Source organism: Winogradskyella luteola, assembly GCF_019203985.1.
Classification (GTDB): domain Bacteria; phylum Bacteroidota; class Bacteroidia; order Flavobacteriales; family Flavobacteriaceae; genus Winogradskyella; species Winogradskyella luteola.
In genome coordinates this window covers 308,726-332,007 of sequence record NZ_JAGSPD010000001.1, presented here as the reverse complement: position 1 = coordinate 332,007, position 23,282 = coordinate 308,726, and the positions used below count along the sequence as shown (strand labels likewise).

General features: G+C 33.9%; 26 protein-coding genes. 9 read left to right on the top strand and 17 right to left on the bottom strand.

Annotation, left to right across the window (positions count from 1 at the left end):
• Nucleotides 1-15: 15 nt before the first annotated feature.
• Together KCG49_RS01640 and KCG49_RS01635 are read left to right on the top strand one after the other, a co-directional pair.
• Nucleotides 16-339 (top strand): 2TM domain-containing protein, encoded by a 324-nt coding sequence (locus tag KCG49_RS01640; protein WP_218544429.1) that lies wholly within the window; start codon nucleotides 16-18, stop codon nucleotides 337-339.
• A gap of 29 nt (nucleotides 340-368) precedes the next feature.
• Nucleotides 369-1,124, top strand: coding sequence for a LytR/AlgR family response regulator transcription factor (locus KCG49_RS01635; RefSeq protein WP_218544428.1), 756 nt, complete (start codon nucleotides 369-371; stop codon nucleotides 1,122-1,124).
• 16 nt (nucleotides 1,125-1,140) lie between these two features.
• Here the strand turns inward: KCG49_RS01635 and KCG49_RS01630 are convergent, their stop codons facing one another.
• The 10 genes from KCG49_RS01630 to recF form a co-directional block, all read right to left on the bottom strand.
• Nucleotides 1,141-2,334 (bottom strand): LETM1-related biofilm-associated protein, encoded by a 1,194-nt coding sequence (locus KCG49_RS01630; RefSeq protein ID WP_218544427.1) that lies wholly within the window; start codon nucleotides 2,332-2,334, stop codon nucleotides 1,141-1,143.
• A 213-nt stretch (nucleotides 2,335-2,547) separates the two neighbouring features.
• On the bottom strand, nucleotides 2,548-3,342 hold the full coding sequence (bla, locus tag KCG49_RS01625; RefSeq protein ID WP_218544426.1) for a subclass B1 metallo-beta-lactamase: 795 nt from the start codon (nucleotides 3,340-3,342) through the stop codon (nucleotides 2,548-2,550).
• Nucleotides 3,343-3,414: 72 nt separating this feature from the next.
• Nucleotides 3,415-4,353, bottom strand: coding sequence for an NAD-dependent epimerase/dehydratase family protein (locus tag KCG49_RS01620; protein WP_218544425.1), 939 nt, complete (start codon nucleotides 4,351-4,353; stop codon nucleotides 3,415-3,417).
• Nucleotides 4,354-4,462: 109 nt separating this feature from the next.
• Nucleotides 4,463-5,227, bottom strand: a complete 765-nt coding sequence (locus KCG49_RS01615) for a T9SS type A sorting domain-containing protein (protein WP_218544424.1) — start codon at nucleotides 5,225-5,227, stop codon at nucleotides 4,463-4,465.
• Nucleotides 5,228-5,355: 128 nt separating this feature from the next.
• On the bottom strand, nucleotides 5,356-5,712 hold the full coding sequence (locus KCG49_RS01610) for a hypothetical protein (RefSeq protein ID WP_218544423.1): 357 nt from the start codon (nucleotides 5,710-5,712) through the stop codon (nucleotides 5,356-5,358).
• A complete protein-coding gene (locus tag KCG49_RS01605; protein WP_218544422.1) occupies nucleotides 5,705-8,125 on the bottom strand; it encodes a penicillin acylase family protein in 2,421 nt (806 codons plus the stop codon). Before KCG49_RS01605 ends, KCG49_RS01610 begins: the two co-directional genes overlap by 8 nt.
• A 38-nt stretch (nucleotides 8,126-8,163) precedes the next feature.
• On the bottom strand, nucleotides 8,164-8,691 hold the full coding sequence (locus KCG49_RS01600) for a CIA30 family protein (RefSeq protein WP_256259818.1): 528 nt from the start codon (nucleotides 8,689-8,691) through the stop codon (nucleotides 8,164-8,166).
• A gap of 75 nt (nucleotides 8,692-8,766) precedes the next feature.
• A complete protein-coding gene (locus tag KCG49_RS01595) occupies nucleotides 8,767-9,063 on the bottom strand; it encodes a DciA family protein (RefSeq protein WP_218544421.1) in 297 nt (98 codons plus the stop codon).
• Between the two features lie 110 nt (nucleotides 9,064-9,173).
• The gene (locus tag KCG49_RS01590) at nucleotides 9,174-9,659 is read right to left on the bottom strand and encodes a lipocalin family protein (RefSeq protein ID WP_218544420.1); all 486 of its coding nucleotides are present in this window, start codon (nucleotides 9,657-9,659) and stop codon (nucleotides 9,174-9,176) included.
• A complete protein-coding gene (gene recF / locus KCG49_RS01585) occupies nucleotides 9,656-10,735 on the bottom strand; it encodes a DNA replication/repair protein RecF (protein ID WP_218544419.1) in 1,080 nt (359 codons plus the stop codon). Before recF ends, KCG49_RS01590 begins: the two co-directional genes overlap by 4 nt.
• A gap of 140 nt (nucleotides 10,736-10,875) precedes the next feature.
• On the opposite strand from recF, the gene KCG49_RS01580 reads away from it, so the two are divergent.
• The 7 genes from KCG49_RS01580 (at nucleotide 10,876) to KCG49_RS01550 (ending at nucleotide 17,423) form a co-directional block, all read left to right on the top strand.
• On the top strand, nucleotides 10,876-11,640 hold the full coding sequence (locus KCG49_RS01580) for a tetratricopeptide repeat protein (RefSeq protein ID WP_218544418.1): 765 nt from the start codon (nucleotides 10,876-10,878) through the stop codon (nucleotides 11,638-11,640).
• A gap of 4 nt (nucleotides 11,641-11,644) precedes the next feature.
• The gene (ribH, locus tag KCG49_RS01575) at nucleotides 11,645-12,151 is read left to right on the top strand and encodes a 6,7-dimethyl-8-ribityllumazine synthase (protein ID WP_218544417.1); all 507 of its coding nucleotides are present in this window, start codon (nucleotides 11,645-11,647) and stop codon (nucleotides 12,149-12,151) included.
• A 438-nt stretch (nucleotides 12,152-12,589) separates the two neighbouring features.
• Nucleotides 12,590-12,874: a riboflavin synthase subunit beta gene (locus KCG49_RS01570; RefSeq protein WP_218544416.1), complete on the top strand. Its 285-nt coding sequence runs from the start codon at nucleotides 12,590-12,592 to the stop codon at nucleotides 12,872-12,874.
• Entirely contained in the window at nucleotides 12,874-14,727 is a 1,854-nt protein-coding gene (gene mutL / locus KCG49_RS01565; RefSeq protein ID WP_218544415.1) for a DNA mismatch repair endonuclease MutL, read from the top strand. The genes KCG49_RS01570 and mutL overlap by 1 nt, the downstream gene beginning before the upstream one ends.
• 3 nt (nucleotides 14,728-14,730) lie before the next feature.
• On the top strand, nucleotides 14,731-15,498 hold the full coding sequence (locus tag KCG49_RS01560) for a rhomboid family intramembrane serine protease (protein WP_218544414.1): 768 nt from the start codon (nucleotides 14,731-14,733) through the stop codon (nucleotides 15,496-15,498).
• A 2-nt stretch (nucleotides 15,499-15,500) separates the two neighbouring features.
• Entirely contained in the window at nucleotides 15,501-16,370 is an 870-nt protein-coding gene (locus KCG49_RS01555) for a rhomboid family protein (protein ID WP_218544413.1), read from the top strand.
• 27 nt (nucleotides 16,371-16,397) lie between these two features.
• The gene (locus tag KCG49_RS01550) at nucleotides 16,398-17,423 is read left to right on the top strand and encodes an endonuclease/exonuclease/phosphatase family protein (RefSeq protein ID WP_218544412.1); all 1,026 of its coding nucleotides are present in this window, start codon (nucleotides 16,398-16,400) and stop codon (nucleotides 17,421-17,423) included.
• Nucleotides 17,424-17,478: 55 nt separating this feature from the next.
• Here KCG49_RS01550 and KCG49_RS01545 read toward each other — a convergent pair whose 3' ends face one another.
• The 7 genes from KCG49_RS01545 to KCG49_RS01515 all read right to left on the bottom strand — a co-directional run bounded on the left by KCG49_RS01545 (nucleotide 17,479) and on the right by KCG49_RS01515 (nucleotide 23,148).
• Nucleotides 17,479-17,787: a DUF6122 family protein gene (locus KCG49_RS01545; protein ID WP_218544411.1), complete on the bottom strand. Its 309-nt coding sequence runs from the start codon at nucleotides 17,785-17,787 to the stop codon at nucleotides 17,479-17,481.
• A gap of 78 nt (nucleotides 17,788-17,865) precedes the next feature.
• Nucleotides 17,866-18,477, bottom strand: coding sequence for a WbqC family protein (locus KCG49_RS01540; protein ID WP_218544410.1), 612 nt, complete (start codon nucleotides 18,475-18,477; stop codon nucleotides 17,866-17,868).
• An 18-nt stretch (nucleotides 18,478-18,495) separates the two neighbouring features.
• A complete protein-coding gene (gene lepB, locus KCG49_RS01535) occupies nucleotides 18,496-20,115 on the bottom strand; it encodes a signal peptidase I (RefSeq protein WP_218544409.1) in 1,620 nt (539 codons plus the stop codon).
• 62 nt (nucleotides 20,116-20,177) lie between these two features.
• Nucleotides 20,178-20,879: a 4-hydroxy-tetrahydrodipicolinate reductase gene (gene dapB, locus KCG49_RS01530; RefSeq protein WP_218544408.1), complete on the bottom strand. Its 702-nt coding sequence runs from the start codon at nucleotides 20,877-20,879 to the stop codon at nucleotides 20,178-20,180.
• A 1-nt stretch (nucleotide 20,880) separates the two neighbouring features.
• Nucleotides 20,881-21,444 (bottom strand): DUF5683 domain-containing protein, encoded by a 564-nt coding sequence (locus KCG49_RS01525; RefSeq protein ID WP_256259817.1) that lies wholly within the window; start codon nucleotides 21,442-21,444, stop codon nucleotides 20,881-20,883.
• A gap of 34 nt (nucleotides 21,445-21,478) precedes the next feature.
• A complete protein-coding gene (locus KCG49_RS01520; RefSeq protein ID WP_218544406.1) occupies nucleotides 21,479-22,381 on the bottom strand; it encodes a ParB/RepB/Spo0J family partition protein in 903 nt (300 codons plus the stop codon).
• Complete coding sequence (locus KCG49_RS01515) at nucleotides 22,381-23,148, bottom strand: ParA family protein (protein ID WP_218544405.1); 768 nt, start codon at nucleotides 23,146-23,148, stop codon at nucleotides 22,381-22,383. The genes KCG49_RS01520 and KCG49_RS01515 overlap by 1 nt, the downstream gene beginning before the upstream one ends.
• Nucleotides 23,149-23,282: the final 134 nt, after the last annotated feature.

Genomic DNA, 23,282 nt, shown 5'->3' with positions numbered 1-23,282 from the left:
TATGTTAATAGTATTATGGAATTAAACAACAATCAAAAACAACTACTAATATATGCCAAAAGCAAAGTCAGAAAACTTCAAGTTTTTTATTTGCATTTAGTATTGTATACCATTATTCTGGGTCTTTTATTATATAATTTATATGTAATTGAGGAAGGTGAATATAAGATTGCTATTATATGGTTAAATCTTAGTACAATAGCTACTTGGTCTATTTTTATTGCTATACATGCATGGAGCGTTTTTAAGGGGCGACTTCTTTTTAAAAAGAGCTGGGAGGATAGAAAAATAAAGGAATTTATAAAAGTAGAAGCAACGGAAAAGAAGCTTTGGGAATAGAATTATTAATTATATACTCAATTTAAATAATGAACGTAATTATAATAGAAGACGAAAAACCATCAGCAAGACGTTTGCAGCGAATGCTTAAAGCCTTAGATGTTGAAGCACATACGATGTTGCATTCCGTGGAAGAATCCATAGAATGGTTTCAAAGTAATGAACATCCAGATCTTATTTTTTTAGATATTCAGTTAAGTGATGGTTTGTCTTTTGAAATTTTTGAAGCTATAGATATTAATTCAGCAGTTATTTTTACAACGGCTTATGATGAATATGCGTTACAGGCATTTAAGCTAAACAGTATAGATTATTTGTTGAAACCTATTGATGAAGACGATTTAAGCACTGCAGTAAAAAAATTTAAAAGTAGAACACCAAAAAAACAAGCGGTTACTCTAGATTTTAATGATATTAAGAAGTTATTGGTCAATCCCATTGAGCGTGAATATAAAAAGCGTTTTTCTGTTAAAGTCGGTCAGCATTTAAAACTTATTAATATTGAGGACATCGAATGTATCTACAGTGAAAACAAGGGCACGTATGCTTACACCACCGAAGGCAGAAATTACCTTTTGGATATAACATTGGATCAACTGGAAGACGAGCTTGAACCTTATGTATTCTTTAGGATCAGTAGAAAATTTTATGTCAACATAAATGCTATAAAAGATATTATAAGCTATACTAATTCTAGACTTCAGATTAAATTAAACCGATTCAAAGAACAAGAAGTCATTGTGGCCAGAGAACGCGTAAAAGATTTTAAGAACTGGTTAGAATAAATTCAAAATATTGAATTCAGCTTTTGTCTTCAACCCTATTGTCGTCAAAGGCAGATGGCAGCATATTAGGAATAAGCTTTGCAAAAATCGGTAACAAAATTGCCCCGCCTGGAAGCATAAAAATAGCCAAGCTTGGTATGGTTTTTAAAATGTCTAGCAATTGGGATTGCATTAGCTTTTGTTCTTCTTTGGATAAATCTGAATGTGTGGATTTGGAAATAAGAGATAAAAGCTCTTTACTCTGATTGACCTCTTTTACTAAACGTTTACTGTTTCTTCTTATTAATTTGTTGACGAGTTGAGATGAGTTTTCATAGAAATTACTGATAGGGTTGGATTGTTGAAACAACAATATTTCTTTCTTATGTTTTTTGTGAAAATCGTTTACATCTAAAATAGACTCATGTATTTCAGAATTTGGCATATCTAAGCGTTTGGCTAAACTTGTTAGAAACCTAAACTCGGATTTTTCTAGAATTTCATCGTCCCAAATCGATAAGCACATTAAATCGATAAGGTATTTTTTTTCATTTTTATTGATGTTGTATGTAATGTCATAAATTAAATCTTCAGCATCTAATACTTCATCATCAATGTAAGATGTAGAAGTTTCAATAAGGTCAATGACCTTTTTGTCGTAATCCGTAACCTTACTTTTTGAATTAAGAGATTGGTATAGTGTACCAATTATTAAACTTTCGAGATTAGCAGCATATGCTTTTACATCGACTTCACTTTTTAGATGCGCTTCAAAAGTGAAAACATCTACGAACAAAAGTGAATTGGTTATGGATTTATTAAAATTTCGTGTTAATAGATTGTCGTCTAACTGAATTCTATCGTGTATTAAACGCTCTAACATGGAGCTTTCACTTTTGCCTATTACGAGCTTATCCCAAAGTGATAGATCAGAGACTTCTAACTCTTTATAATAGTTCAGTAACGTAGCAATAAATTCTTTACTGTTAAAATCTGGTTTGTAAAACGTATAGGTGTGATATAATGTAGTGATGAGGTTGATTTTGGCCAACTCATCCTCAGAGTATTTGTGCAATGTATCAACCGCATTTGTAATGCCCACATTAACTCCATAAATAAATCCATTCTGTTTTAAGCCCTTATAAAGCTGATCAAAATTGTGATAGGGTAGTTCTTTTCTGGAAATCTGAGAACAAAATTTTTTTATCCAGCCGCTAGCTGATGGATTCATAGACTTAAAATTATAACATAAAGATACTCCAAATCTATAATTATTTATCAGAATTCATTTTTTCTGATAAAAACAAAATCTCTTCAATCAATTTTAAGTTAGGTTAATTGTTGTTGTATATATAAAGTAGAGGATTTTAAGCACTGGTTTTTCTATTTATAGTTTAGTTTCAGCACCAAAAGTTACTGTTTTACATGAGGTTTTAGCTGTTATTTATTTCAATTCAAATAATTTAATGGTGTAATGAAATAATTCCGTTCCTCCTGATTTTCCGTGTCCTGGAATTACAATTTTTGTTCCTGGATATTTTAATTTGATTTTTTGAACAGTTTCAGACCACTTGTTAGTATTTGCATCGTCTAAATACCCCTTACTCGCTCCAACTGTTTTAATTAAGCACCCACCAAATATGGCATTACTCTCTGGGAAATATCCTATAATATTGTCTTTGGTATGGCCTTCTCCAAAGTATTTCGCATAAACCTTTTTGTTTCCAATGCTTAAAGTGAGACTACCATCAAAATCTTTGATTGGGCTAGAGAAGATTTGACCGTTCTCTTTTAGTAATTCTATGGTTTGTGTTGAAGCATATGCTGGAATATTATGTTGTTCAAACGCTTGTATTCCACCAACACAATCTTCGTGAAAATGAGTTGGAATGATAGCTGTTATCTTTTTTTTAAGATCGTTAGTGGTAAAGTTTATTAATTCCAACGAACTTTTGTTGTCCGTAGGTGTGTCAAATACAACTCCTTCATTTTCATTCACAACTAACATTCCATTGCATTCCACTTTTCCAAAGTCATCAGTATTTAAAAATGAGACATGTTGATAGATATGATTGGATAGTTTTTTGATAATTAAATTTTCGGTTTGATAAACCGTTAAGCTGTCAACTGATTGTGTATTAATGCTTTGCTTTATCGTATTTTCTTGTGACGATGACTTCTTGCAGGAAATAGAGGCTAATCCGGTAAGGAAAAATAATATTAATAATAATCTTGTCATAAATTTTGTTTTCCTATCTTCAGAAGTAGTGGGAATATACAATTATTTTGGTCATCCTAAATCTATTTCATATTAACTTCCGAATTCAGTTAGAGGTACTTTAGCAGGATTAAATTTAATTTCCAAGTCTTCTTTTGCAGAATCATTTTTATAAACCATATTAGCACTTTCGTTTGGTGTTTCATTATTAAGCATTTTAGAAATGTCAGAGATTTTCCAACTTTCACTGCTTAATAAATAGTTTTTGCCGTGTAAACCTTTTTTGATACTGGCACTATAAATTCCGTTGGCAACATCTTTTACATCGACTATTGCAAATTCTGTATCAGTATCAAATAGCATTTGTACAAATGGATTTGGTGCTATTTTGTTTTTGAATAAATATTGTAAACCAGAGGAAGTGGAATCTTCTCGCTGCGATAGTGATTTTCCCATTACAGCAACAGGTGATACACTTGTAATTTCAAAATTAGTATTCGGATTCTCTTTGATAAATTTCTCTACTGTTTGGTTGGCAATGAATTTTGCCTGTGCATAAGGATGGCTTTCTTCGCTCATAAATGGTTTGTCATTTTCATCGATTGTATCATTAGAATTCTTTCCTTCTGGGAGCAATGGGAAATTTGTATTGTATGAGGCGACAGAAGCAACAAAAACTACTTTTTCAATGGTTGGCGTTTCGTTAATTACTTCAAGAAAGTTTTCCGTTCCCTTGATTGTTGGGTCAAATAGTTCTGTTTTAGGGTCTTGTACATCCAACTGAAAAGGTGTACCTCCATGAACCACTATTTCGCAACTTTTTGTGAAGTCTTTTAATTGATTTTTGTTTTCAACTTTTAAAGGAAGAATTTTAAGATTTTTTGCGTTTGGTAAATCTTTTAAGTGCTCATATTTTTCTGTTTTGGAAATATCAGTGGCAGAGACCCTGACCTTAAAACCTTCTTGTAAAAACTTCTTTGTAGTATGGCTTCCAATGAAGCCAGAACCACCAATAATTCCAACTGTTTTCATATTTTCTATTTTTTGATTAGTTATTTTGTCTAGTCCTGAAATATGGCTACAGGTTAAAAATTAATTTACGCTGAAAATTTGTATACCATATTTAAGGACTAGACATACTTTATTCAACTATCAATTTTTTGAATCCAGTTTTTGTATCATCTTCAATTAAATTAACAATGTATACTCCTGAATTTAATCCTGAAATATCAATTATATTATTATTGTTTGATAGCATTGTTTGATTAACAAGTCTTCCTGATAAATCATAAATTATTATTTTAGAATCATTGGTTTGAAATTCATAATTAATTGTAATTGAGTTTTTTGCTGGATTTGGGTAGATGTTAATTTTTTTTGTTAACTCAAATTCATTCACATTTAGTGCGTTTGCTCCAGTTGCAATTTGTGTGTTTGGTGTACTTTCATATGCGTAATCTTTATAAGTAATATTGCTCGAATTGTCCATAGAAAATCTAATCCAACCATAATATATGTCAGTTCCTCCAAGTTTAAACCTGACAGCTAGATATTCATCTTGATTAAAAGTAATTGTAGGATTTGGGTCAGGAAAACCAGTTATTGAGCAATCTCCTTGGCCTTCCCATTGATTAGATCCATCAACTATAAACCCTTCTGCTACGCAGTCAGGAACAAACCATAATTCATCTTCTAGTGTTCCAAGAGCATGAATATTATTGTCTGGATATGCGAAATATTCAATATAAACACCGTTAGCCATGATATTAAATTCATTTGTTCCGTCCCGATTAAAATCAATGCCAGAAGGAATTCCGTCAGTTATATCTGTATAAATAATTTGGGCATGGGTATTAAAAGTGATTAACACTATTAATTTGATTAAAAGTAAAGTTGTTTTTTTCATAATAATTGTTTTGTTTTATATATGACAACTATTAAGGGTTATACCCTACTTTTATACGTAGGCTTACATATTTTAAATGTCTTTATTAGGTTTTAGGACGTGTAGAAGCGACTAAAAATGTCTTACATCTAGTTTTTACTTGCCATTAAACTTAACTGCTTCCCAAAAATAGCAGCTATACCAGCAGCCAATCCTCCAACAATTCCTGTAACTAAAATTAAAACATAGGGGTTTCCGCCCAATGGTAATAATACAGCGATACGCTTGGCCAAAGTGTAATCGTTTCCACTACTTAACATAAAACTATACACCGCCCAAAACAGAAGGATAGCCAAAAAAGGCACAAAAAAGACAGCTGCTTTTTTTAGTGGTAGAAACAAAGAGGTAGCTAAAGCCGCAGTCATTACCGACCACCAAGGTAAAACAAATGATAAAAGAACAGCTAAAATTAGTGTTGCTATAAAGTTGGTAATGGTCTTATTCATTATTAATTGGTGTTAAAGTTTGAGTGCCAATAATAGCATCTGTGGCTGTATTTGGCTGTAAAAAAATAAGGTTGTGATAGTTTCCTGCTGCCCAATCATCAATAAAGTTATCATAGTATTTACTGCCCGGGTTTCCAGATTGTCCACCTGGATATATGCCAATGGCTGTTGGAGGTGAAGTCATTTCTACAATCATTCGCCATGAAGGTCCATGATTTTCTGAGGTGGCATTGACAATATTTCGGTCGCCACCGATTGGGATATCAAATCTAGAGAATGCAGGTAGTGCCTGTAATAAATGACCAGCATAAGTGCCCTTGTAACTTACCCATTTATAGTCTCCCGCTTCGTCTTTGATTTCTAGTAGACGTTCCGCAGCCTCTTTGAAAGCTAACAAAAACAAATCCTTGGCAGTTTCGGTTTCATCGGTATCAACAATATCCATAAATTTATGATTGCCGTTATGTTTTAATAAGTGAATCGTTTGGTAAGTAAAAGGCAAATCGAGTGCTATGTCTTCTACATCAAATTCGTCCCAAACCATATTATAGAGCTTACTATACCATTGACGCCAGATGCTTGGTCCCACTTCATCAATATCATTGTTAAATTTCCAGGCTTTTACTTCTTCATAGATTACTTTTTCTTCTTTAGTTAATGAAGAGGTATCCATATGTTCTAACATATACGGAACTAGCTCCGAGGCCTTTAGGTTATAATTGTTGTTATGCAGATCCTTAAAATCCTCAACACTAAATTTAGATTTAGAACTAAAGTAGTCATTAATCACACGGTTTCGGTAGGTTTCATAGCCATCATTAAAAACATAATATGGATAGCTTTCATCCACAGGATGCTGATTTGCTGAACTTACAAAGCCACGTTTAGGGTTTTTTACTTTGGCATTAAACTGTTGTGGAATATAACTTTGCCAATCGTTTTCGGGATTGCTGCCATCCATTAAGAATTTTCCTTGACCTTCCCATTTATTGGGGAATTTACCTTGAATCCATAATGCAATATCTCCTTCAGTAGACGCAAATACAAAATTTTGCGCTGGTGCATTCCAATATTGTAGGGCGTTGACATAATCATCATAATTTTTTGCTTTGTTAAGCTCTAGAAACGTTTTTTGGTTGTTGCCTCCTTCGTGTCCAATCCATTTCATGGCATAACCTCTTAATTCTTTATCGGATTTAAAATTTTTATCATATACAACAGGTCCATGATGTGTGTAAAGCACTGTGTCTTTGTAGGTTTCTCTACCTTTTATTTTAATGTTCTCCACTCGAATGGTAACATCTCTCCAATAACCATTATACTTGTATTTAGTACGGTCGTCATTAAATTCAATTTTATACCAATCAATAACATCTCTAGTGGCGTTGGTTTCACCCCAAGCTATGTGTTGGTTAAAGCCGGAAATAACACTCAATGCTCCAGGAATGGTTGCACCAAAGGCATTGTGATTTGGCGTGCTCAATTGCATTACAAACCAAATGGCTGGTAGATTTAACCCTAAATGAGGATCGTTAGCCAAAATAGGATTACCAGTAGTGGATTTCTTCCCAGATACTGCCCAATTGTTACTTCCATTATCGGGATGTGGTTGTGCTATGGTTTCTCTAATCGTATCTAAAACTGCTTTGCTTTCTGGTAATGCTGTTTGTGGGACATCAATAAAACTCCAATCTGTTTCTTTTGGAATAACAGGATCAGTAATATCGAAGAAATCAGGAAATAATAAATCAAAATTATCTTTTCCGAATAATCTTAAGGCATTCGTTTTTTCTAAATCTTCATCACCTCCAGCCAGCATTTTGGTCATATACATTAAAAGCAATGCCGTTTTTTTTGGAGTCCATATTTCGGGTTTATAATCTAGTAATTTATACTCTACAGGATAATCTTCTGGGGCGAGTTGTTCGATGTATGCATTAACACCATCGGCATAATCCTGAATAAAACCCAAGGTCTCGGTGTCGTGCTTTTTCATATAGGCTATAGCTTGGTCTGCGCCATAGCCCATACCTCTTCGACGTTCGGTTCTGTCGTAATTTAAAGCTCCCTCTCCAACAATTTCAGACAAGCGTCCGGCTGCTGCATAGGTTTGAAATTCTAATTGCCACAAACGGTGTTTAGCAGTTAAGTAACCCTGCGCTTTGTAGAGGTCGCTTTCGTTTTGGGCAAAAACATGCGGGATGAGTTGTGCGTCGTAATGTACCGTAACTTCATCTTTTAATCCAGAAATAAAAATGTTGCCAGATATGGACTCGTCGGTTTCATTCTGCCAAATGCCATTGTATGGATTGAGAAACTTACCAATGGGAGGAACAGCTCCTAATTTAGTGTTTAAAACAAAAAATATGCCTACGGTCAGTAGAAAAGAAAGAACCAGTTTTATGTATTTCATTTAAGCTAAAAGTTATTAAAGCTTAAAAGTACCAAATATTATTCTAAAGTTATGGAATCGATAAGTAGTTTAAAATGCTCTTCTTTTTTGTTACCTATAAGAAATGCAATTTCTTCCATTTGCTTGCCATCAAAATTAGGAATATCTAAACGATAGCCTCTAAATGAAGCATACATCTCATCGAATGGGATTTCTACAGCTTGCCATTCTGAACTTGTTTTAAAACTATAGATGTATGAATATTTATCACTGCCATCATTTTTGACTCTAAACTGATAGGTTTTACCATCTCCCTTTATTCTAATTTTAAATTTTGAATATTTTGAAGAATCGACCGTTTCAAAATAATACCGCAGTGAGGAAAAACCACCATTATTATCTAGTGAAATTTTACCTGAAAATTCTCCATGACCATCTGTATTGACTTTAAAGTTTCCATCTGATCGTCCGCCCATAACAACATCGTCTAAAATTTTCCAGTTGTCAATATTGCTATTGTATTTAAATTGAAATAAGATCATGGGCTGCATAAGTATACAAATAGATAAAAATAGAATGAGTCTCATCTTATGCTTTTTGTAAAGATACAAAGCCGATAATATATCATTTTTAGATTTTTGAAAACTTTAGGATTTTGAAGTTTAGCGAAGTACTAATTTTTTGACTACGTCTTTACCAATAGATTCATTGAGCATTTTAACAATCTTTTCATTACCGTAACTCAGCTCTTCCCTTAAAACGCTTGAGCTCAATTGTACGTATAGCGTTTCGTGCTTTAATTCAATAGCTGTAGTGTAATTGTTGACTCCGTTACCCATAAGATTTGCCCAAGCTTCGCGCACATTTACTTTGTCTAAACCAGATTGTAAATTATTGGTTTTTACAAACTCTTTTAGAATATCTTGTATGGGTCGATTGTCATTATTGCGCTTTGCCATGTTTACTTCTTACTTAAGCAGGAATCTTATTTTTATTAGTTAAAGTACATTAAACTAAGCAATAATAAAAATTAATGTTGGTCTTTAGTTCTTGGTACAAGATTTCAAAATTATTCAACATCTAGTTTAATGGGAGTGTAACGTTTATATAAATATACATTTTTATCCGCATTGCTAATTTTTAAATGCTTTGGTGAAGCCTCAAGAACTGTTTCTTTCCATTGTGCATATGGTGTACTGTAGTACATATTTAAATTGCCGCTTTCTATTTTTAGGACTAATGCTTCTGCATCATCAGACGTAAAGTAGGTGTCATTTACGCCAGGTTTTAACTTTTTTCTAAACCCTTTTAAACTATCGTTGATTTTAATATAGTCTATGGTTTCATTGAATTTATATTGCTTTTTTGTACCATCACTTAACGTGACTTCTTCAATTTCCCAATAACCGTTGAGATGTTCTATAAAGGTTTCAGGATTTTTCGAACAGCTAAGAAAGGACACTAAAATCAATATAAAAAGAGACTTTTTTAGATTTGAAAGATTGCCATAGCAGATTGAAAAAACCTGCTTCACAATAACGATAACTTTTATCATAGCTTAAACAATTTATAGGATTGATGAATCTGCTTTACAATATTTTCTGTTCTATCGGCATGGGTATCACTTATAAATATCTGCCCAAAGTTTTCATCATCAACCAAACTGATGATTTGAGCAACTCGGTTTTCATCAAGCTTATCAAAAATATCATCCAGCAGTAAAATAGGTGACACACCGCTTTGTTGTTTTATGAAATCGAATTGTGCCAACTTTAAAGCGATTAAAAATGATTTTTGCTGTCCTTGACTTCCAAATTTTTTGATTGGAAATTTATCAATTAAAAACACTAAATCATCCTTGTGCGAACCAACACTTGTGTATTGTAAAGCTTTGTCTTTGTTTAGGTTAGATTCTAAAAGATGAATTAATTCGCCATTAAACAAATCACTTTTATACTTTAAATCAATGGTTTCTTTACTTTGACAGATGGCTTGATAACGCTCTTTAAAAATCGGAATGAATATCTTAAGGAACTCATCACGCTTTTTAAATATGTCGTTGCCAAATGTGTTTAGTTGCTCATTGTAAATGGTAAGCGTATCCCCATTAAACGTATTGTTAAGCGCAAAGTATTTAAGCAACGCATTACGTTGCGATAGCACTTTGTTGTAGGCAATAAGTGATGCTAAGTAGGTTTTGTCACTTTGCGAAATAACACTGTCAATAAACTTTCTTCGTGTGTCACTGCCTTCGATGATTAAATCACGATCTGCTGGCGAAATAATAACAAGCGGAATAAAACCAATATGCTCACTGAATTTTTCATAAGCCTTTCCGTTTCGTTTTATAATTTTTTTCTGTCCACGTTTAAGCGAAACTATGATTTTTTCTGTGCGTTTATGCTTTTCAAAATTGCCATCAACCACAAAAAATTCAGTGTCATGTTTTATGTTCTGAAGTGCAATAGGGTTAAAATAACTTTTCCCAAATGCCAAGTGATAAATTGCATCTAGTGCATTGGTTTTTCCGACACCATTTACACCAACAAAACAATTGATTTTAGCGTCAAAATCGAAAACCTGACTTTCAAAATTTTTGTAATTAACTAAAGATAGTGTGTTTAGAATCATAAAAATAATTCGCTTTCCTTTGAATTTAGTACTGTTATGAAGCTTAAATTATTCCTGCAAATTATTGAAAAATAACAAATAAATAGGCTTTTAATTCCCAATAAAAATTTTATTTTTGCGCACGCATTAATAGACAAGATATGGCAACGTATAAGAAAAGAGGCTACAAACCAAAAACCAAAAAAGAAAAGGAAGAAGTCGTTGAGGAAAACTCAACAACGGCTGAGGTATTTAATACCTTAGATGAGGGTGCTTCAAAAACGGAAGAGTGGGTAGTTAAAAACCAAAACTATATTATTGGTATTATCGCAGTTGTTGCATTAGCTGTTTTGGCTTACTTAGGTTATAATAAATTTATTGCTGAGCCAAATCACAAAGAGGCTATGAACGAAATGTACCAAGCCAAAACGTATTTTGATGATGCTGCTAATGGCATTGCTGCAGATTCACTTTACAATATGGCTTTAAATGGTGGTGAAGGTAAATACGGCATGCTGGATATTATTGACCAATATAGCGGAAGCCCTGCTGCTAACTTAGCAAACTACTATGCAGGTATGGCTTACTTAAACTTAAAGGATTATCAAAATGCAGTGACGTATTTAGGTGATTTTTCAAGTGATGATAAAATGCTGAACCCGATTGCAAAAGGTGGTATTGGTGATGCTTTTGTACAATTAGAGCAATTACCAGAAGCTTTAGAATATTATGAAAAAGCATTTAATGCGAATACAAACGAATTTACAACACCATTATATTTATTAAAGGCTGCTCGTGTAGCTATTGATTTGGGTGAGAATTCAAAAGCATTGGATTACCTAAAGCGTATTAAATCCGACTTTCCTGATTCTACAGAAGCAGGACAAGTAGATGTACTGATAGGAAAAGTAGAAGCAAGTTTATAAAACCATGGCTACGGCAAATCATAATTTATCTAATTACGATAAAACAACAATCCCAAACGCGAAAGACTTTCGGTTTGGGATTGTTGTTTCTGAGTGGAATGATGAAATCACAGAAGGACTTTGGCAAGGTGCTTTTGATACTTTGACAGACTGTGGAGCAGTGAAAGAGAATATTGTGCGTTGGAATGTACCTGGGACATTTGAACTCACTTATGGGGCTGCCAGAATGTCTAAAAGTATTTATGCGAATTCAGGAATGCTAGACGCTATCATTGTTATAGGTTGTGTAATCCAAGGTGAAACCAAACACTTCGATTTTGTTTGTGAAGGTGTAACGCAAGGCATTAAGGATTTAAATCTAAAAGGTGATATTCCTGTAATTTTTTGTGTCTTAACAGATAATAATAGGCAACAATCTATTGACCGTTCTGGTGGAAAGCATGGTAATAAAGGTACTGAAGCAGCCATTACTGCAATTAAAATGGCAGATTTGAGGAAGCAGACTAAGTAGCTCTCGGTCTCAGTTTTCAGTTTATTATTAAGGCCTTTTCTTTTTCAAGTTTGTAAGAGTTAAATCTCAGTTTCGAATTCAGATTCAATTTCAACTTCTTATATTGGCATCCTTTTTGTTAATAATTTTAAGGAATCCTTAGGCTATTTTTCCTAGTATTTTAAGTACTTTTGAGATATATCAGGTTTGAATCATAAGAGTACTTGTTAAATCAGAGAAAAAATAAACGCTTTAGCTATAAGCCTCGTTTTCAGGATTCTAATTCCGATAATAATCGGGAAGAGTCGAGAGATGACTTGGAGACAAAGTGGACTAAAATTAAGAGTAATACAAAACGTAAGGGTAATATGCTCACATCTTTACCTGCTCTGATTATAATGTTAGTATCTCTTTTTGTTTTAATGTATATCCTCGAAGGGTATATTAAATAAGGGTATTATGAGATTAATGAAATTAAAGAAAAATAGAAAGTATAGTTACAAGCCACGTTACTATAAAGGTGATAGTAGTCCTTATGAGGTAAAACATAAATTTGATGCACATAGAAAAACCATTAACCCACCAAAAGGAATAAAGGGGAAATTAAATGCAGCTCTAGATGAATATCAAAATGACAGAGATGAAAAAGTTAATAAACGTGTCTTTATTATTGCAGGTATTTTAATTTTATTATTCTTATTTCTTATAGGCTTCGACTTGTCTATTTTCTTTCCTAATAGCTAATGACAGATATCATTCAACTTTTACCAGATCATGTTGCCAACCAAATTGCAGCAGGTGAGGTGGTACAGCGGCCTGCTTCTGTAGTTAAAGAACTTCTCGAAAATGCCATAGATGCTAGTGCCACAGAAGTGAAACTCATTATAAAAGACGCAGGTAAGACCTTGGTTCAGGTTATTGATAATGGTAAAGGCATGAGCTTCACCGATGCGCGTTTGAGTTTTGAGCGTCATGCCACATCCAAAATAAAATCGGCAGAAGATTTATTTCAACTTAATACTAAAGGTTTTAGAGGAGAAGCTCTAGCTAGTATTGCGGCCATTGCGCATGTAGAATTGAAAACCAAACGATCTGAAGACGAACTAGGAACTGCGATAGAAATTGAAGGTAGTAAAGTGAAGTCACAAGAGGTTTCTGTTACTCCGACGGGTACTTCTGTTGCTGTAAAAAATCTATTTTTCAATATTCCAGCGAGACGAAATTTTTTAAAGTCAGATACTGTCGAGTTACGCCACATTACAGACGAATTTCATCGTGTAGCATTGGCACATCCAAATATTGCTTTTGCGTTTTACCATAACGGAAGTGAATTATTTCATCTTCCAAGTGAGAATTACAGACAACGTGTGGTGCATATTTTTGGAAATAAAACTAACGAAAAATTAGTACCTGTTGAAGAGGAAACAGAAGTGTTGAAAATCTCTGGATTTGTTGGAAAACCTGAATACTCAAAGAAAACGCGTTCGGAGCAATTCTTTTTTGTAAATCAACGTTTTATAAAAAGTCCATACCTTAATCATGCCATTAGTGCTGCATTTGAAGGTTTGCTAAAAGATGGGTATCATCCGAGTTATTTTTTAAATCTAACTGTTGATCCCAAAACGATTGACATTAATATTCATCCGACTAAAACCGAAATTAAGTTTGACGATGAACACACTTTATATGCCATTTTGCGTTCCGCAGTAAAGCATAGCTTAGGACAATTTAATATTGCCCCTGTTTTGGATTTTGAACATCAAAGTCAACTCAATACACCTTACAGCTATAAAAATAAAAGTGCAGCTTCACCATCTATTGAAGTGGATAGAAGTTTTAATCCGTTTGCTGATGATAATAAAGCAAAACACACATCGCAGTATACAAGTTTTAAGAAAGCACCAATGGCATCTTGGGAAAGTTTGTATGTTGGTTTGGAGTCCAAAGGCAATAATTCTGAAAATGATTTTAGCGAGGTTACTTTTGAAAGTGATTCTAAAACCGAATCGCTGTTTGGTAACACTTCAGTTGAAACTTCTAAAACGACGTTTCAATTACAACAAAAATATATTATAAGTACCTTAAAATCTGGTATGCTCATTATTGATCAAAACAGGGCGCATCAACGCGTGCTGTATGAAAATTTCTTAAAGCATATAACCATTAAGGAAGCGACTAGTCAGCAGTTGTTATTTCCATTACAATTGCATTTTACTCCCAATGAGACTCAAATAATTTCGAACTTAAAAACGGATTTAGAGCACACGGGTTTTGTGTTTTCTAAAGTATCTGATGAGGACATTACAATTACGGGAGTACCAGTTGGAGTGCCAGAAAGTGAGGTATCTATTATTTTAGAACAATTAATTAGTGATGTAGAAACTGATGTTCCGGATGCTAATTTTAGTGCCACAGACTTGTTGGCTAAATCTATGGCGAAAAGCTTGGCGATAAAAAATGGACAAGCCTTAAGCCACACAGAACAAGAGCATTTGGTCAATAGCCTATTTGCTTGTAAAGAACCCAACGTATCACCAACCAATAGACCTACGTTTATAACACTGGGAGTTGATGATATTGAAAAGAAATTTATGTAGTATATGAGAACACAAATAACTGATGCTGTAAAACATTTGCTGATTATTAATGTGATTATGTATATTGGAATGATGTCAATTGGCAATCAAGGGGAGCCTCTTATGACTTGGTTTGCTTTACATTTTCCTAAAAATGAATTATTTCAACCCTGGCAATTTTTGACGCATATGTTTATGCACAGTAACCAGTCAATTGCCCATCTACTTTTTAACATGTTTGCACTTTGGATGTTTGGAACAGCGGTAGAACAGGTTTTTGGGTGGAAAAAATTCTTAACGTTTTATTTGTTGTCTGGTTTTGGTGCTGCTATAATACAAATAGCTTTTTCATATTATCAATTTAATACGGGATTTGTTGCCTTAATAGAGTCTGGTTTATCTGAGGATACTATTTTGAGCTTACTTTCCAATGGGCAATATGACAAAAATTGGTCAAACATTTTAGGTAGTATTGAGGAAACTAGAACTTTTGCAAGCTCATATATAACGCCAATGATTGGTGCGTCTGGTGCAATAATGGGTATTTTAGTTGCTTTTGGAATGCTGTTTCCTGAGTCTAAACTCATGCTCATATTTTTACCGATACCTATTAAGGCAAAGTACTTTATACCTGCAATCATTGCCTTGGATTTATTTTCTGGTTTAACAGGCCAAGCTATATTTAGTCCAAGCAATACAGCTTTTATGGCTCACGTAGGTGGTGCATTTACAGGTTTCTTGCTCATGTACTTTTGGAAGAAAAACGAACGGGATAAATACCGCTGGAATTAATTATGAGCAGTTTTAAAGGCCTAAAATATAAGTTCAATAGATTCAATGCTTTTGAAAAAGTAATTGTCATTAACATTATTGTTTTCATTATCGGACAATTGATTAAGGTTTTTGGCAGAACCGCTAATGGCCTAACTTATTTAAGCTTACCCTCAGATTTTTTTCAGTTTTTATGGAAACCCTGGTCGCTCATCACATACGGATTTACACATTATGGTTTCTTTCATATTCTTTTTAACCTTCTGATATTGTATTATATATCAAGAATGTTGTTGAATTTGTTTCGACCTAAAATGGCACTCAATATTTACTTTTTGGGAATCATTGTTGGAGGCTTGGCATTTCTTTTTGTTTATAATGTTTTACCAAAGGAATTTGTAATAAATGCTCCTCCTTTGGTTGGTGCTTCAGCAGGCATTAATGCCATGCTAATTTTTCTAGGTGTGTATATGCCAGAAACTGAAGTTAGGGTTCTGGTTGCTAACATTAAGCTTAAGTATATTGCTATGGCCATAGTTGCATTGGATATTTTAGGTCTATTTGGTGGTAATCAAGGTGGAAATGTAGCACATCTTGGAGGTGCAGTTCTAGGGTATTATTATGCGATAAAATTAAAAGAAGGTAAAGATATAGGCTCAGGTTTTGAACGTCTTATAGATACTGTTATGAGTTGGTTTAGCTCTAAGTCGACATTAAAAACGGTACATCGAAAACAACAAAAGACTGCTTATGCTGGCAAGACTAAAAAAGAGTTTAATGCGTTTAATGATCAGAAAAAGGTAGATTTAATCCTTGACAAAATCAGCAAGAGTGGTTATGAGAGCTTAACCGCTAAAGAAAAAGAGTTTCTTTTTAGATCGGGTAAGAATTAAGAAGGGCCTCATCCGCATGTGAAATATATGAAGAAGTTGAAATTCTTTGGTAAGATTATGTTTTTGGTCAATTCGTTGGCAGCATTCTTATTGCTCATTTCTTATATATTGCCTTATGTGCCGCCAAAAAATTTTGCAACTTTATCTGTTTTGAGTTTGGGTGTACCCTTACTGTTGCTACTCAATATTCTATTTTTTGTGTACTGGTTGCTTCAAGTAAAGAAGCAAATGTTATTATCCTTAATCGTTTTACTTCTAGGCTGGAGTTATTTAGGTTCCTTATATAAATTTTCATCTTCCAAACAGATAGAAGACACAAATAATATCTCCCTATTATCCTTTAATGTGAGATTGTTTAATATGTATTCTTGGTTACCAAGTAAAACTGTGAAAGCAGATATTGAAGCATTTATAAAAAGGGAACAACCAGATATCATTTGCTTACAAGAGTACAGAACCAAAGATCCTATTGAGCTTGAAGGTTATTACGGTTACAATACAACATTTAATAATGCTATAAAGCGAGGTCAGGCATTGTTTTCAAAATTTCCTATTGTGAATTCTGGTTCGTTAGAATTTACAAATACAAGTAATAATGCCATTTTTGTTGACGTGGTAAGGGCTAAGGATACGATTAGAATCTATAATTTGCACTTACAATCGTCTGGTGTAAATACTGATGTTGATGAGCTTAAAAAGGGATCTTCGGAGCAGTTGTTTAAGCAAGTGGGAACTACATTTAAGGCACAACAACAGCAGGTTGAATTATTTCTGGCTCATAAAGCGAAATCTCCCTATAAGACTATCGTAACTGGTGACTTTAATAATACAGCTTATTCTTATGTCTACAGAGAAATTAAGGGTAATGATTTGGTAGATACCTTTGAAGAAGCAGGTAACGGCTTTGGTAAAACGTATGATTTTAAATACTTTCCACTTAGAATAGATTTTATTTTAGCAGATAAACGTTTTTCCATCAATGGTTTTAAAACCTATAACGGGTTAAAACTTTCGGATCACTATCCAATAAAAGCAACGCTCAGTTTAGAATAAAATTTAGTTGAAGGTGTTGCCGCCTTAAGGAACGCTATGTGAATGTTAAAATATACTATATCAACCAACAATCTACACTATCTGAAATAATATGTGCCAGTAACCCCAAGGCAAAAATCCTTGTTGGTTTAGGTATTAAAAGTATCGCATAGACCACAATAGCATAGTAGGAGTGAAGCGGATGAAAATTAATACTGCAACGACTGGGATCAAATACCGGATTCGCCAATAAATGATCCAAATCGATAATAAATGCCGAAAGCATTATTAGATAAGACTTAAGCCAAGTTTTTTTGAAGAAAACAAGTGCAATAGCTAAGGGTAACCCAAAGTGTAAACCATAATGTAAACAGAATTTCAACATGTGTTATATCTAAAAATACGATTCTATATTTATATTCCTAAAGTCCCCTTAATGGGCTTTTAGGGGTGTTTTTAAGGTCTATAATTTTTGTTTCTTTAAATATAATTCTGAATTTGGTCCTTCATTAAACAGTAAATCCAAGATGCTAAGATTAGATATAAACCCATGTTTTTCACTAAACACCTGAACATAGGATTTAAAAGATTCTACTTTGTGATTTCGTTTAGCCAAAGATCTGTAATCGGTTTTGTTGTCAGGTGATTTTTCAAAAATGATAGTTCGTTGCGTAATAATTTCAATCTGAAGACTATCTAAAAGTGTCTCAAAGCATTTCAAATTAAAATCCAGAATGTAATCAAATCGCTTTTCAAACAATGGCATCAAATCATCAATGTAGAATTCAAAAAAGGGTGACATACTGTAAGCAGACTGCAATGATTTTAAATGTTGTATCTGCCAATTATCTTCGTTTGCAATTTTAACATCTTTATAGAGTTGTCTGTTCTTTTGTGTATAACTCACAGGAACAGTTAAAGCAAGTTTGCCATTAGCACCATAAATTTCGGTACGGTTTCTATACGATTGCTTTTGGTAATTATCGCAGACTTCAAAATAGACCGAATCTGAGCGAACCATGGCAACAAAATGTGCTATGTTGGGAAAATATGTTGGATATACAAGACAACTCATGATGTCTTTTTTAGAAGTCTAGGCTTTAGCTTTCTTTTTCTTCCTCCACTTATTGAAGAACATTAGACCAAAAATAACCACTATAAATGGAATAAGATAGGACGTACGCTTACCACTACCACTAACGGTAGTGAAAATACGGTCCCAACGAGGTCTCCAATTTTTAATACCATCGTTAATGCCATCAATACTCATCCAAATAAATACGGGCTTACCGAATATATGGTTGTAGGGCACAAATCCCCAAGCTCTCGCATCAATAGAGTTATGTCTGTTGTCTCCCATCATCCAATAATAATCTTGTTTAAAGGTGTAGGATTTAGCTGGTTGATCGTTAATAAAAATTTGATTGCCTCTTGTTACTACCTTGTTGCCTTCATATTCAGCAATGGCACGCTTATAAAGTGATATATTTTCGGTATTCAATTGTACTGTGGATCCAGATTTAGGAATCCATAAAGGGCCAAAATGATTATAATTCCAATTATAGTTGGGGTCATGAGGGAATACGCGATTATCTCTTAAGCCTTTCTCTTCTGGAACATAGGTTATAGATTCTATATTTGGATGAACTGTAGCTTTTTTTGCTGCGTCAACTGTTGCTTGGACTGTGTAGCTATTAGTTCTTTGATTAAAACCGATTCTATCTGTAATATCATACTTTTTTAATATAGATTGTACTCTATCGAAGTCTGATTTTGTATTTAACTTGATGTTTTTAAAGGTAATATCATGTGAAAATTGAAGCTTAGTTCTATCTGGTAATTTATTTTGAATACCATTTATATAAACAATACCATTTTTCACTTCTAAAGTATCCCCAGGAAGCCCAACACAGCGCTTTACCAAATTTGTTTTTTTATCAATAGGCTTATAGTAATTACGATCTGGGGTAAAATTATTCATATCCAACAAAGTATCTGCTGGTTGGTTAAAAACCACAATATCATTACGTTCTACGTTTTCAAAACCTGGTAATCTAAAATAGGGCAGTTGTAGTTTATTTATCCAAGAGGTGTTCTTTTCTTCAAAATTATCGTTGTAGAGATAAGATTTCTTTTTTAACACAGGGATCGTATCATGTACCATTGGAGCTGCAACGGTAGTCATTGGTCCTCTAGCTCCGTAATGTATTTTACTTACAATAAGAAAGTCGCCAACCAACAACGATTTTTCTAAGGATGATGATGGGATTACAAAAGGTTGAAAGAAATACGTGTGAACAATTGTTGCGGCAACAATAGCAAATAGAATAGAGGTAATCCACTCGCCAGCCGAAGTTTTTGGTGTCAGCTTTCTATTTTCGATATAATTGACATCTGCGACATAATTTAGATAATAGAGATAAAAACCAAAAGTAACAATGCATAGAAGTGCATCTAACTTTGTATCCTTACCAAAAGCTCTAGCAGTTTCTACCCAAGCTGCGGGAATCATGATGAGGTTTACAATTGGTAAAAACATTAAAATGACCCACCACCAAGGACGAGATACGATTTTCATTAACACCACTGCATTATAAACAGGAACAAAGGCTTCCCAAGCTTGTCTGCCAGCCTTAACGTAAAGTTTCCATGTGCCGAGCCCATGAATAATTTGCAATATCATTAAAAATATAAACCATTGTGTCCAAGTCATATCGTTAAGTTTTATCTATAAAGGTTGAAAATTATTCTAATTTGTTTCAAAATTTGGGCAAGTTAACCAATGTTTAACACATCGCGCATAGTGAATACGCCTTTTTTATTCGCAATCCATTCTGCTGCTATAACAGCCCCTAAAGCAAAACCTTGTCTGTTATGCGCTGTATGCTTAATGTTTATAGAGTCGATTTTAGAATTATAGGTAATTTCATGAGTTCCAGGAACTTCTGGAATGCGCTTGGCTTCAATATGAATTTCATCTTTTTGAGCTTCGCCTAAAGTCCAGTTTTTATAATCAGAGTTACCGATGATTTGTTCAGCCAAAGTAATAGCCGTGCCACTAGGTGCATCTAGTTTTTTTGTATGATGAATTTCTTCAATTTGAGTAGTGTAACCATCAACTTTAGCCATCAACTGACTTAACTTATTATTGATTTCAAAAAAAATATTAACTCCTAAACTAAAGTTTGAAGCATATAAAAACGTGCCGTTTTTAGAACTGCAATAGTCAACAATTGTATCATAATCCTCTAACCAACCTGTAGTGCCAGAAATTATGGGAATACCTGCATCTAAAGCCTTTTTAATATTACTTATAGCTGTTGATGGTAAACTAAAATCTATGGCCACATCTGTATTTGAAAAATCGAATACCGTAGTGTTGCTGGTTGCTTTTAGGGTAATGGTATGGTGTCTTTCTAGAGCAATCGACTCAATACTTTTTCCCATTCTGCCGTAACCAAGTAAAGCTATTCTCATTCTAAAACTTAAAATTTAGTGTTAAGCCCAAATCTGAAGAATTTTCCATTTGATTGTATTGGTAATGCGGACTAAGGCTTAGGTTTTCATCAACATTAAACTGCAATAAATGGGCATCAACATTGGCATCAATAATGTTTAGGGCATACAAACCAATGGTTACCAACAAGGATATTTCCTTGTTACGCCTAAACTGCTGTTGCGCTCTAATTAAACCATCATCAGAAATAAGTGGGTTGCCATCAGCATCAGAAAACTCGTCGTCCGTAAAGCCTGCCAGACGTCTTTTGTAGGCGTCTCTGTAGCGGTCAAACTGTTTGTCGTTTCTAACGTAAAAATAAATCCCAGTACCTATAGCTCCCCAAACTATTGGAATTTTCCAGTATTTCTTATTGTATGCCTGACCTGCACCAGGTAAAATTGCTGAATAGAATGCAGCTTTAGATGGTCGCAAAGGATCAATTGGCTTTCGTTCTATGGCTTGCTCTTCTATGACTACCAATTCTTTGTCCAGACCAATATCGGTGCTATCATTTTTCTTTTCTTGAGAAAATGATAAAACCATTGAAAATAGAAACAGTAAGAGAAAGTATTGACGCTTATTTAGCACGCTGCACTAATTTTTTAATTCTATTAAAATCTTCTTCCGAATGAAATGGAATAGTGATTTTTCCGCTTCCGTTTTTTGATACTTTTACATCAATCTTGTGCCCAAAATATTCCGAAAACTCCTTGACACCTTTTTTAATGTGTTTAGGGACTTCGATTGGTGCGCTTTGAGAAGTTGGGCTTGCCTCTGTATTTAAGTTTTTTACTAACTGCTCTGTAGCTCGTACGGAAAGTTTATTACTTATAATTTTTTCGTAAACCTCTAATTGATCGATCTGACTTTCAATATTTACCATAGCTCTGCCATGGCCCATTGAGATAAAACCATCTCGCATACCAGTTTGAATAATTGGGTCTAGTTTTAACAATCGTAAGTAGTTGGCAATCGTAGAACGTTTTTTGCCAACACGTTCACTCATTTGTTCTTGTGTTAATTGAATTTCATCAATTAGGCGTTGGTAGGATAGTGCAATTTCTATAGGATCTAAATCTTGGCGCTGAATGTTCTCCACCAATGCCATTTCTAACGATTCTTGGTCGTTGGCGATTCTGATATAAGCAGGAATCGTTTCTAAACCAATTAGTTTTGAAGCTCTAAAACGACGCTCTCCAGAAACAAGTTGATATTTATTAAATGCTAATTTTCTAACTGTTATAGGTTGAATAACACCAAGCTCGCGTATGGATGATGCTAACTCCCTTAAGGATTCTTCGTTAAAGTTGGTTCTTGGTTGAAATGGGTTAACTTCAATACTTTCTATATCGAGTTCTACGATGTTACCAACAACTTTATCGGCATTCTTATCTTCTGCAGATTTTATATCGTTTTCTGGATCTTTCAACAATGCTGAAAGTCCTCGCCCCAAAGCTTGTTTTTTAGTTGCCTTCGCCATTAAAATTCATTTTTCTTTATAAGCTCTTTTGCCAAACTTAAATAGTTGGCTGCACCTTTGCTGCTCACATCATAGTTAATGATGCTTTCTCCATAACTTGGCGCTTCCCCCAATCTTACATTACGTTGAATAATTGTTTCGAACACCATATCGCTAAAGTGTTTTTGAACTTCTTCTACCACCTGATTTGATAATCGTAAGCGCGAATCGAACATCGTCAACAACATGCCTTCAATATCTAACGTTTCGTTATGTATTTTTTGTACACTTTTAATAGTATTTAACAGTTTGCCTAAACCTTCGAGTGCAAAATACTCACATTGAATAGGAATAATTACAGAATCCGATGCTGTGAGAGCATTCAATGTTAATAAGCCTAAAGAAGGGGCACAGTCAATTAAAATATAGTCATAGTCAGATTTTAAATCTAAAACAGCTTTTTTAAGCATGTACTCTCTATCATCTTTATCGACCAATTCTATTTCAATCGCCACAAGGTCTATATGTGCAGGGATTACATCTACATTTGGCGCATTAGATGCTACAATAGCTTCTTTTGCTGATTTGGTATGTTCTAAGACTTGGTACGAACCGACTTCAACAGCATCTACATTAATACCTAATCCAGAACTCGCATTGGCCTGTGGATCAGCATCTATAAGCAGGACTTTCTTCTCTAAAGCTCCAAGAGAAGCTGCTAAGTTTACAGAAGTCGTTGTTTTACCAACACCTCCCTTTTGATTAGCTATTGCAATGATTTTACCCATTAAATAATTTGGTTTATTAAGGGTTTAAAAATACGATTTATTATGGGTTTTGAAAACGGAAGTTGTTAACATAGCGTAAACAAAAAAAGCCATCTAAAATTCTACATTCAGATGGCTTGTTTTGAGATGTTGAT

Coding starts and splice junctions, on each gene's coding strand:
- KCG49_RS01640 (WP_218544429.1), top strand. CDS start 16: ATGGAATTAAACAACAATCAAAAACAACTACTAATATATGCCAAAAGC.
- KCG49_RS01635 (WP_218544428.1), top strand. CDS start 369: ATGAACGTAATTATAATAGAAGACGAAAAACCATCAGCAAGACGTTTG.
- KCG49_RS01630 (WP_218544427.1), bottom strand. CDS start 2,334: ATGAATCCATCAGCTAGCGGCTGGATAAAAAAATTTTGTTCTCAGATT.
- bla (WP_218544426.1), bottom strand. CDS start 3,342: ATGACAAGATTATTATTAATATTATTTTTCCTTACCGGATTAGCCTCT.
- KCG49_RS01620 (WP_218544425.1), bottom strand. CDS start 4,353: ATGAAAACAGTTGGAATTATTGGTGGTTCTGGCTTCATTGGAAGCCAT.
- KCG49_RS01615 (WP_218544424.1), bottom strand. CDS start 5,227: ATGAAAAAAACAACTTTACTTTTAATCAAATTAATAGTGTTAATCACT.
- KCG49_RS01610 (WP_218544423.1), bottom strand. CDS start 5,712: ATGAATAAGACCATTACCAACTTTATAGCAACACTAATTTTAGCTGTT.
- KCG49_RS01605 (WP_218544422.1), bottom strand. CDS start 8,125: ATGAAATACATAAAACTGGTTCTTTCTTTTCTACTGACCGTAGGCATA.
- KCG49_RS01600 (WP_256259818.1), bottom strand. CDS start 8,691: ATGAGACTCATTCTATTTTTATCTATTTGTATACTTATGCAGCCCATG.
- KCG49_RS01595 (WP_218544421.1), bottom strand. CDS start 9,063: ATGGCAAAGCGCAATAATGACAATCGACCCATACAAGATATTCTAAAA.
- KCG49_RS01590 (WP_218544420.1), bottom strand. CDS start 9,659: ATGATAAAAGTTATCGTTATTGTGAAGCAGGTTTTTTCAATCTGCTAT.
- recF (WP_218544419.1), bottom strand. CDS start 10,735: ATGATTCTAAACACACTATCTTTAGTTAATTACAAAAATTTTGAAAGT.
- KCG49_RS01580 (WP_218544418.1), top strand. CDS start 10,876: ATGGCAACGTATAAGAAAAGAGGCTACAAACCAAAAACCAAAAAAGAA.
- ribH (WP_218544417.1), top strand. CDS start 11,645: ATGGCTACGGCAAATCATAATTTATCTAATTACGATAAAACAACAATC.
- KCG49_RS01570 (WP_218544416.1), top strand. CDS start 12,590: ATGAGATTAATGAAATTAAAGAAAAATAGAAAGTATAGTTACAAGCCA.
- mutL (WP_218544415.1), top strand. CDS start 12,874: ATGACAGATATCATTCAACTTTTACCAGATCATGTTGCCAACCAAATT.
- KCG49_RS01560 (WP_218544414.1), top strand. CDS start 14,731: ATGAGAACACAAATAACTGATGCTGTAAAACATTTGCTGATTATTAAT.
- KCG49_RS01555 (WP_218544413.1), top strand. CDS start 15,501: ATGAGCAGTTTTAAAGGCCTAAAATATAAGTTCAATAGATTCAATGCT.
- KCG49_RS01550 (WP_218544412.1), top strand. CDS start 16,398: ATGAAGAAGTTGAAATTCTTTGGTAAGATTATGTTTTTGGTCAATTCG.
- KCG49_RS01545 (WP_218544411.1), bottom strand. CDS start 17,787: ATGTTGAAATTCTGTTTACATTATGGTTTACACTTTGGGTTACCCTTA.
- KCG49_RS01540 (WP_218544410.1), bottom strand. CDS start 18,477: ATGAGTTGTCTTGTATATCCAACATATTTTCCCAACATAGCACATTTT.
- lepB (WP_218544409.1), bottom strand. CDS start 20,115: ATGACTTGGACACAATGGTTTATATTTTTAATGATATTGCAAATTATT.
- dapB (WP_218544408.1), bottom strand. CDS start 20,879: ATGAGAATAGCTTTACTTGGTTACGGCAGAATGGGAAAAAGTATTGAG.
- KCG49_RS01525 (WP_256259817.1), bottom strand. CDS start 21,444: ATGGTTTTATCATTTTCTCAAGAAAAGAAAAATGATAGCACCGATATT.
- KCG49_RS01520 (WP_218544406.1), bottom strand. CDS start 22,381: ATGGCGAAGGCAACTAAAAAACAAGCTTTGGGGCGAGGACTTTCAGCA.
- KCG49_RS01515 (WP_218544405.1), bottom strand. CDS start 23,148: ATGGGTAAAATCATTGCAATAGCTAATCAAAAGGGAGGTGTTGGTAAA.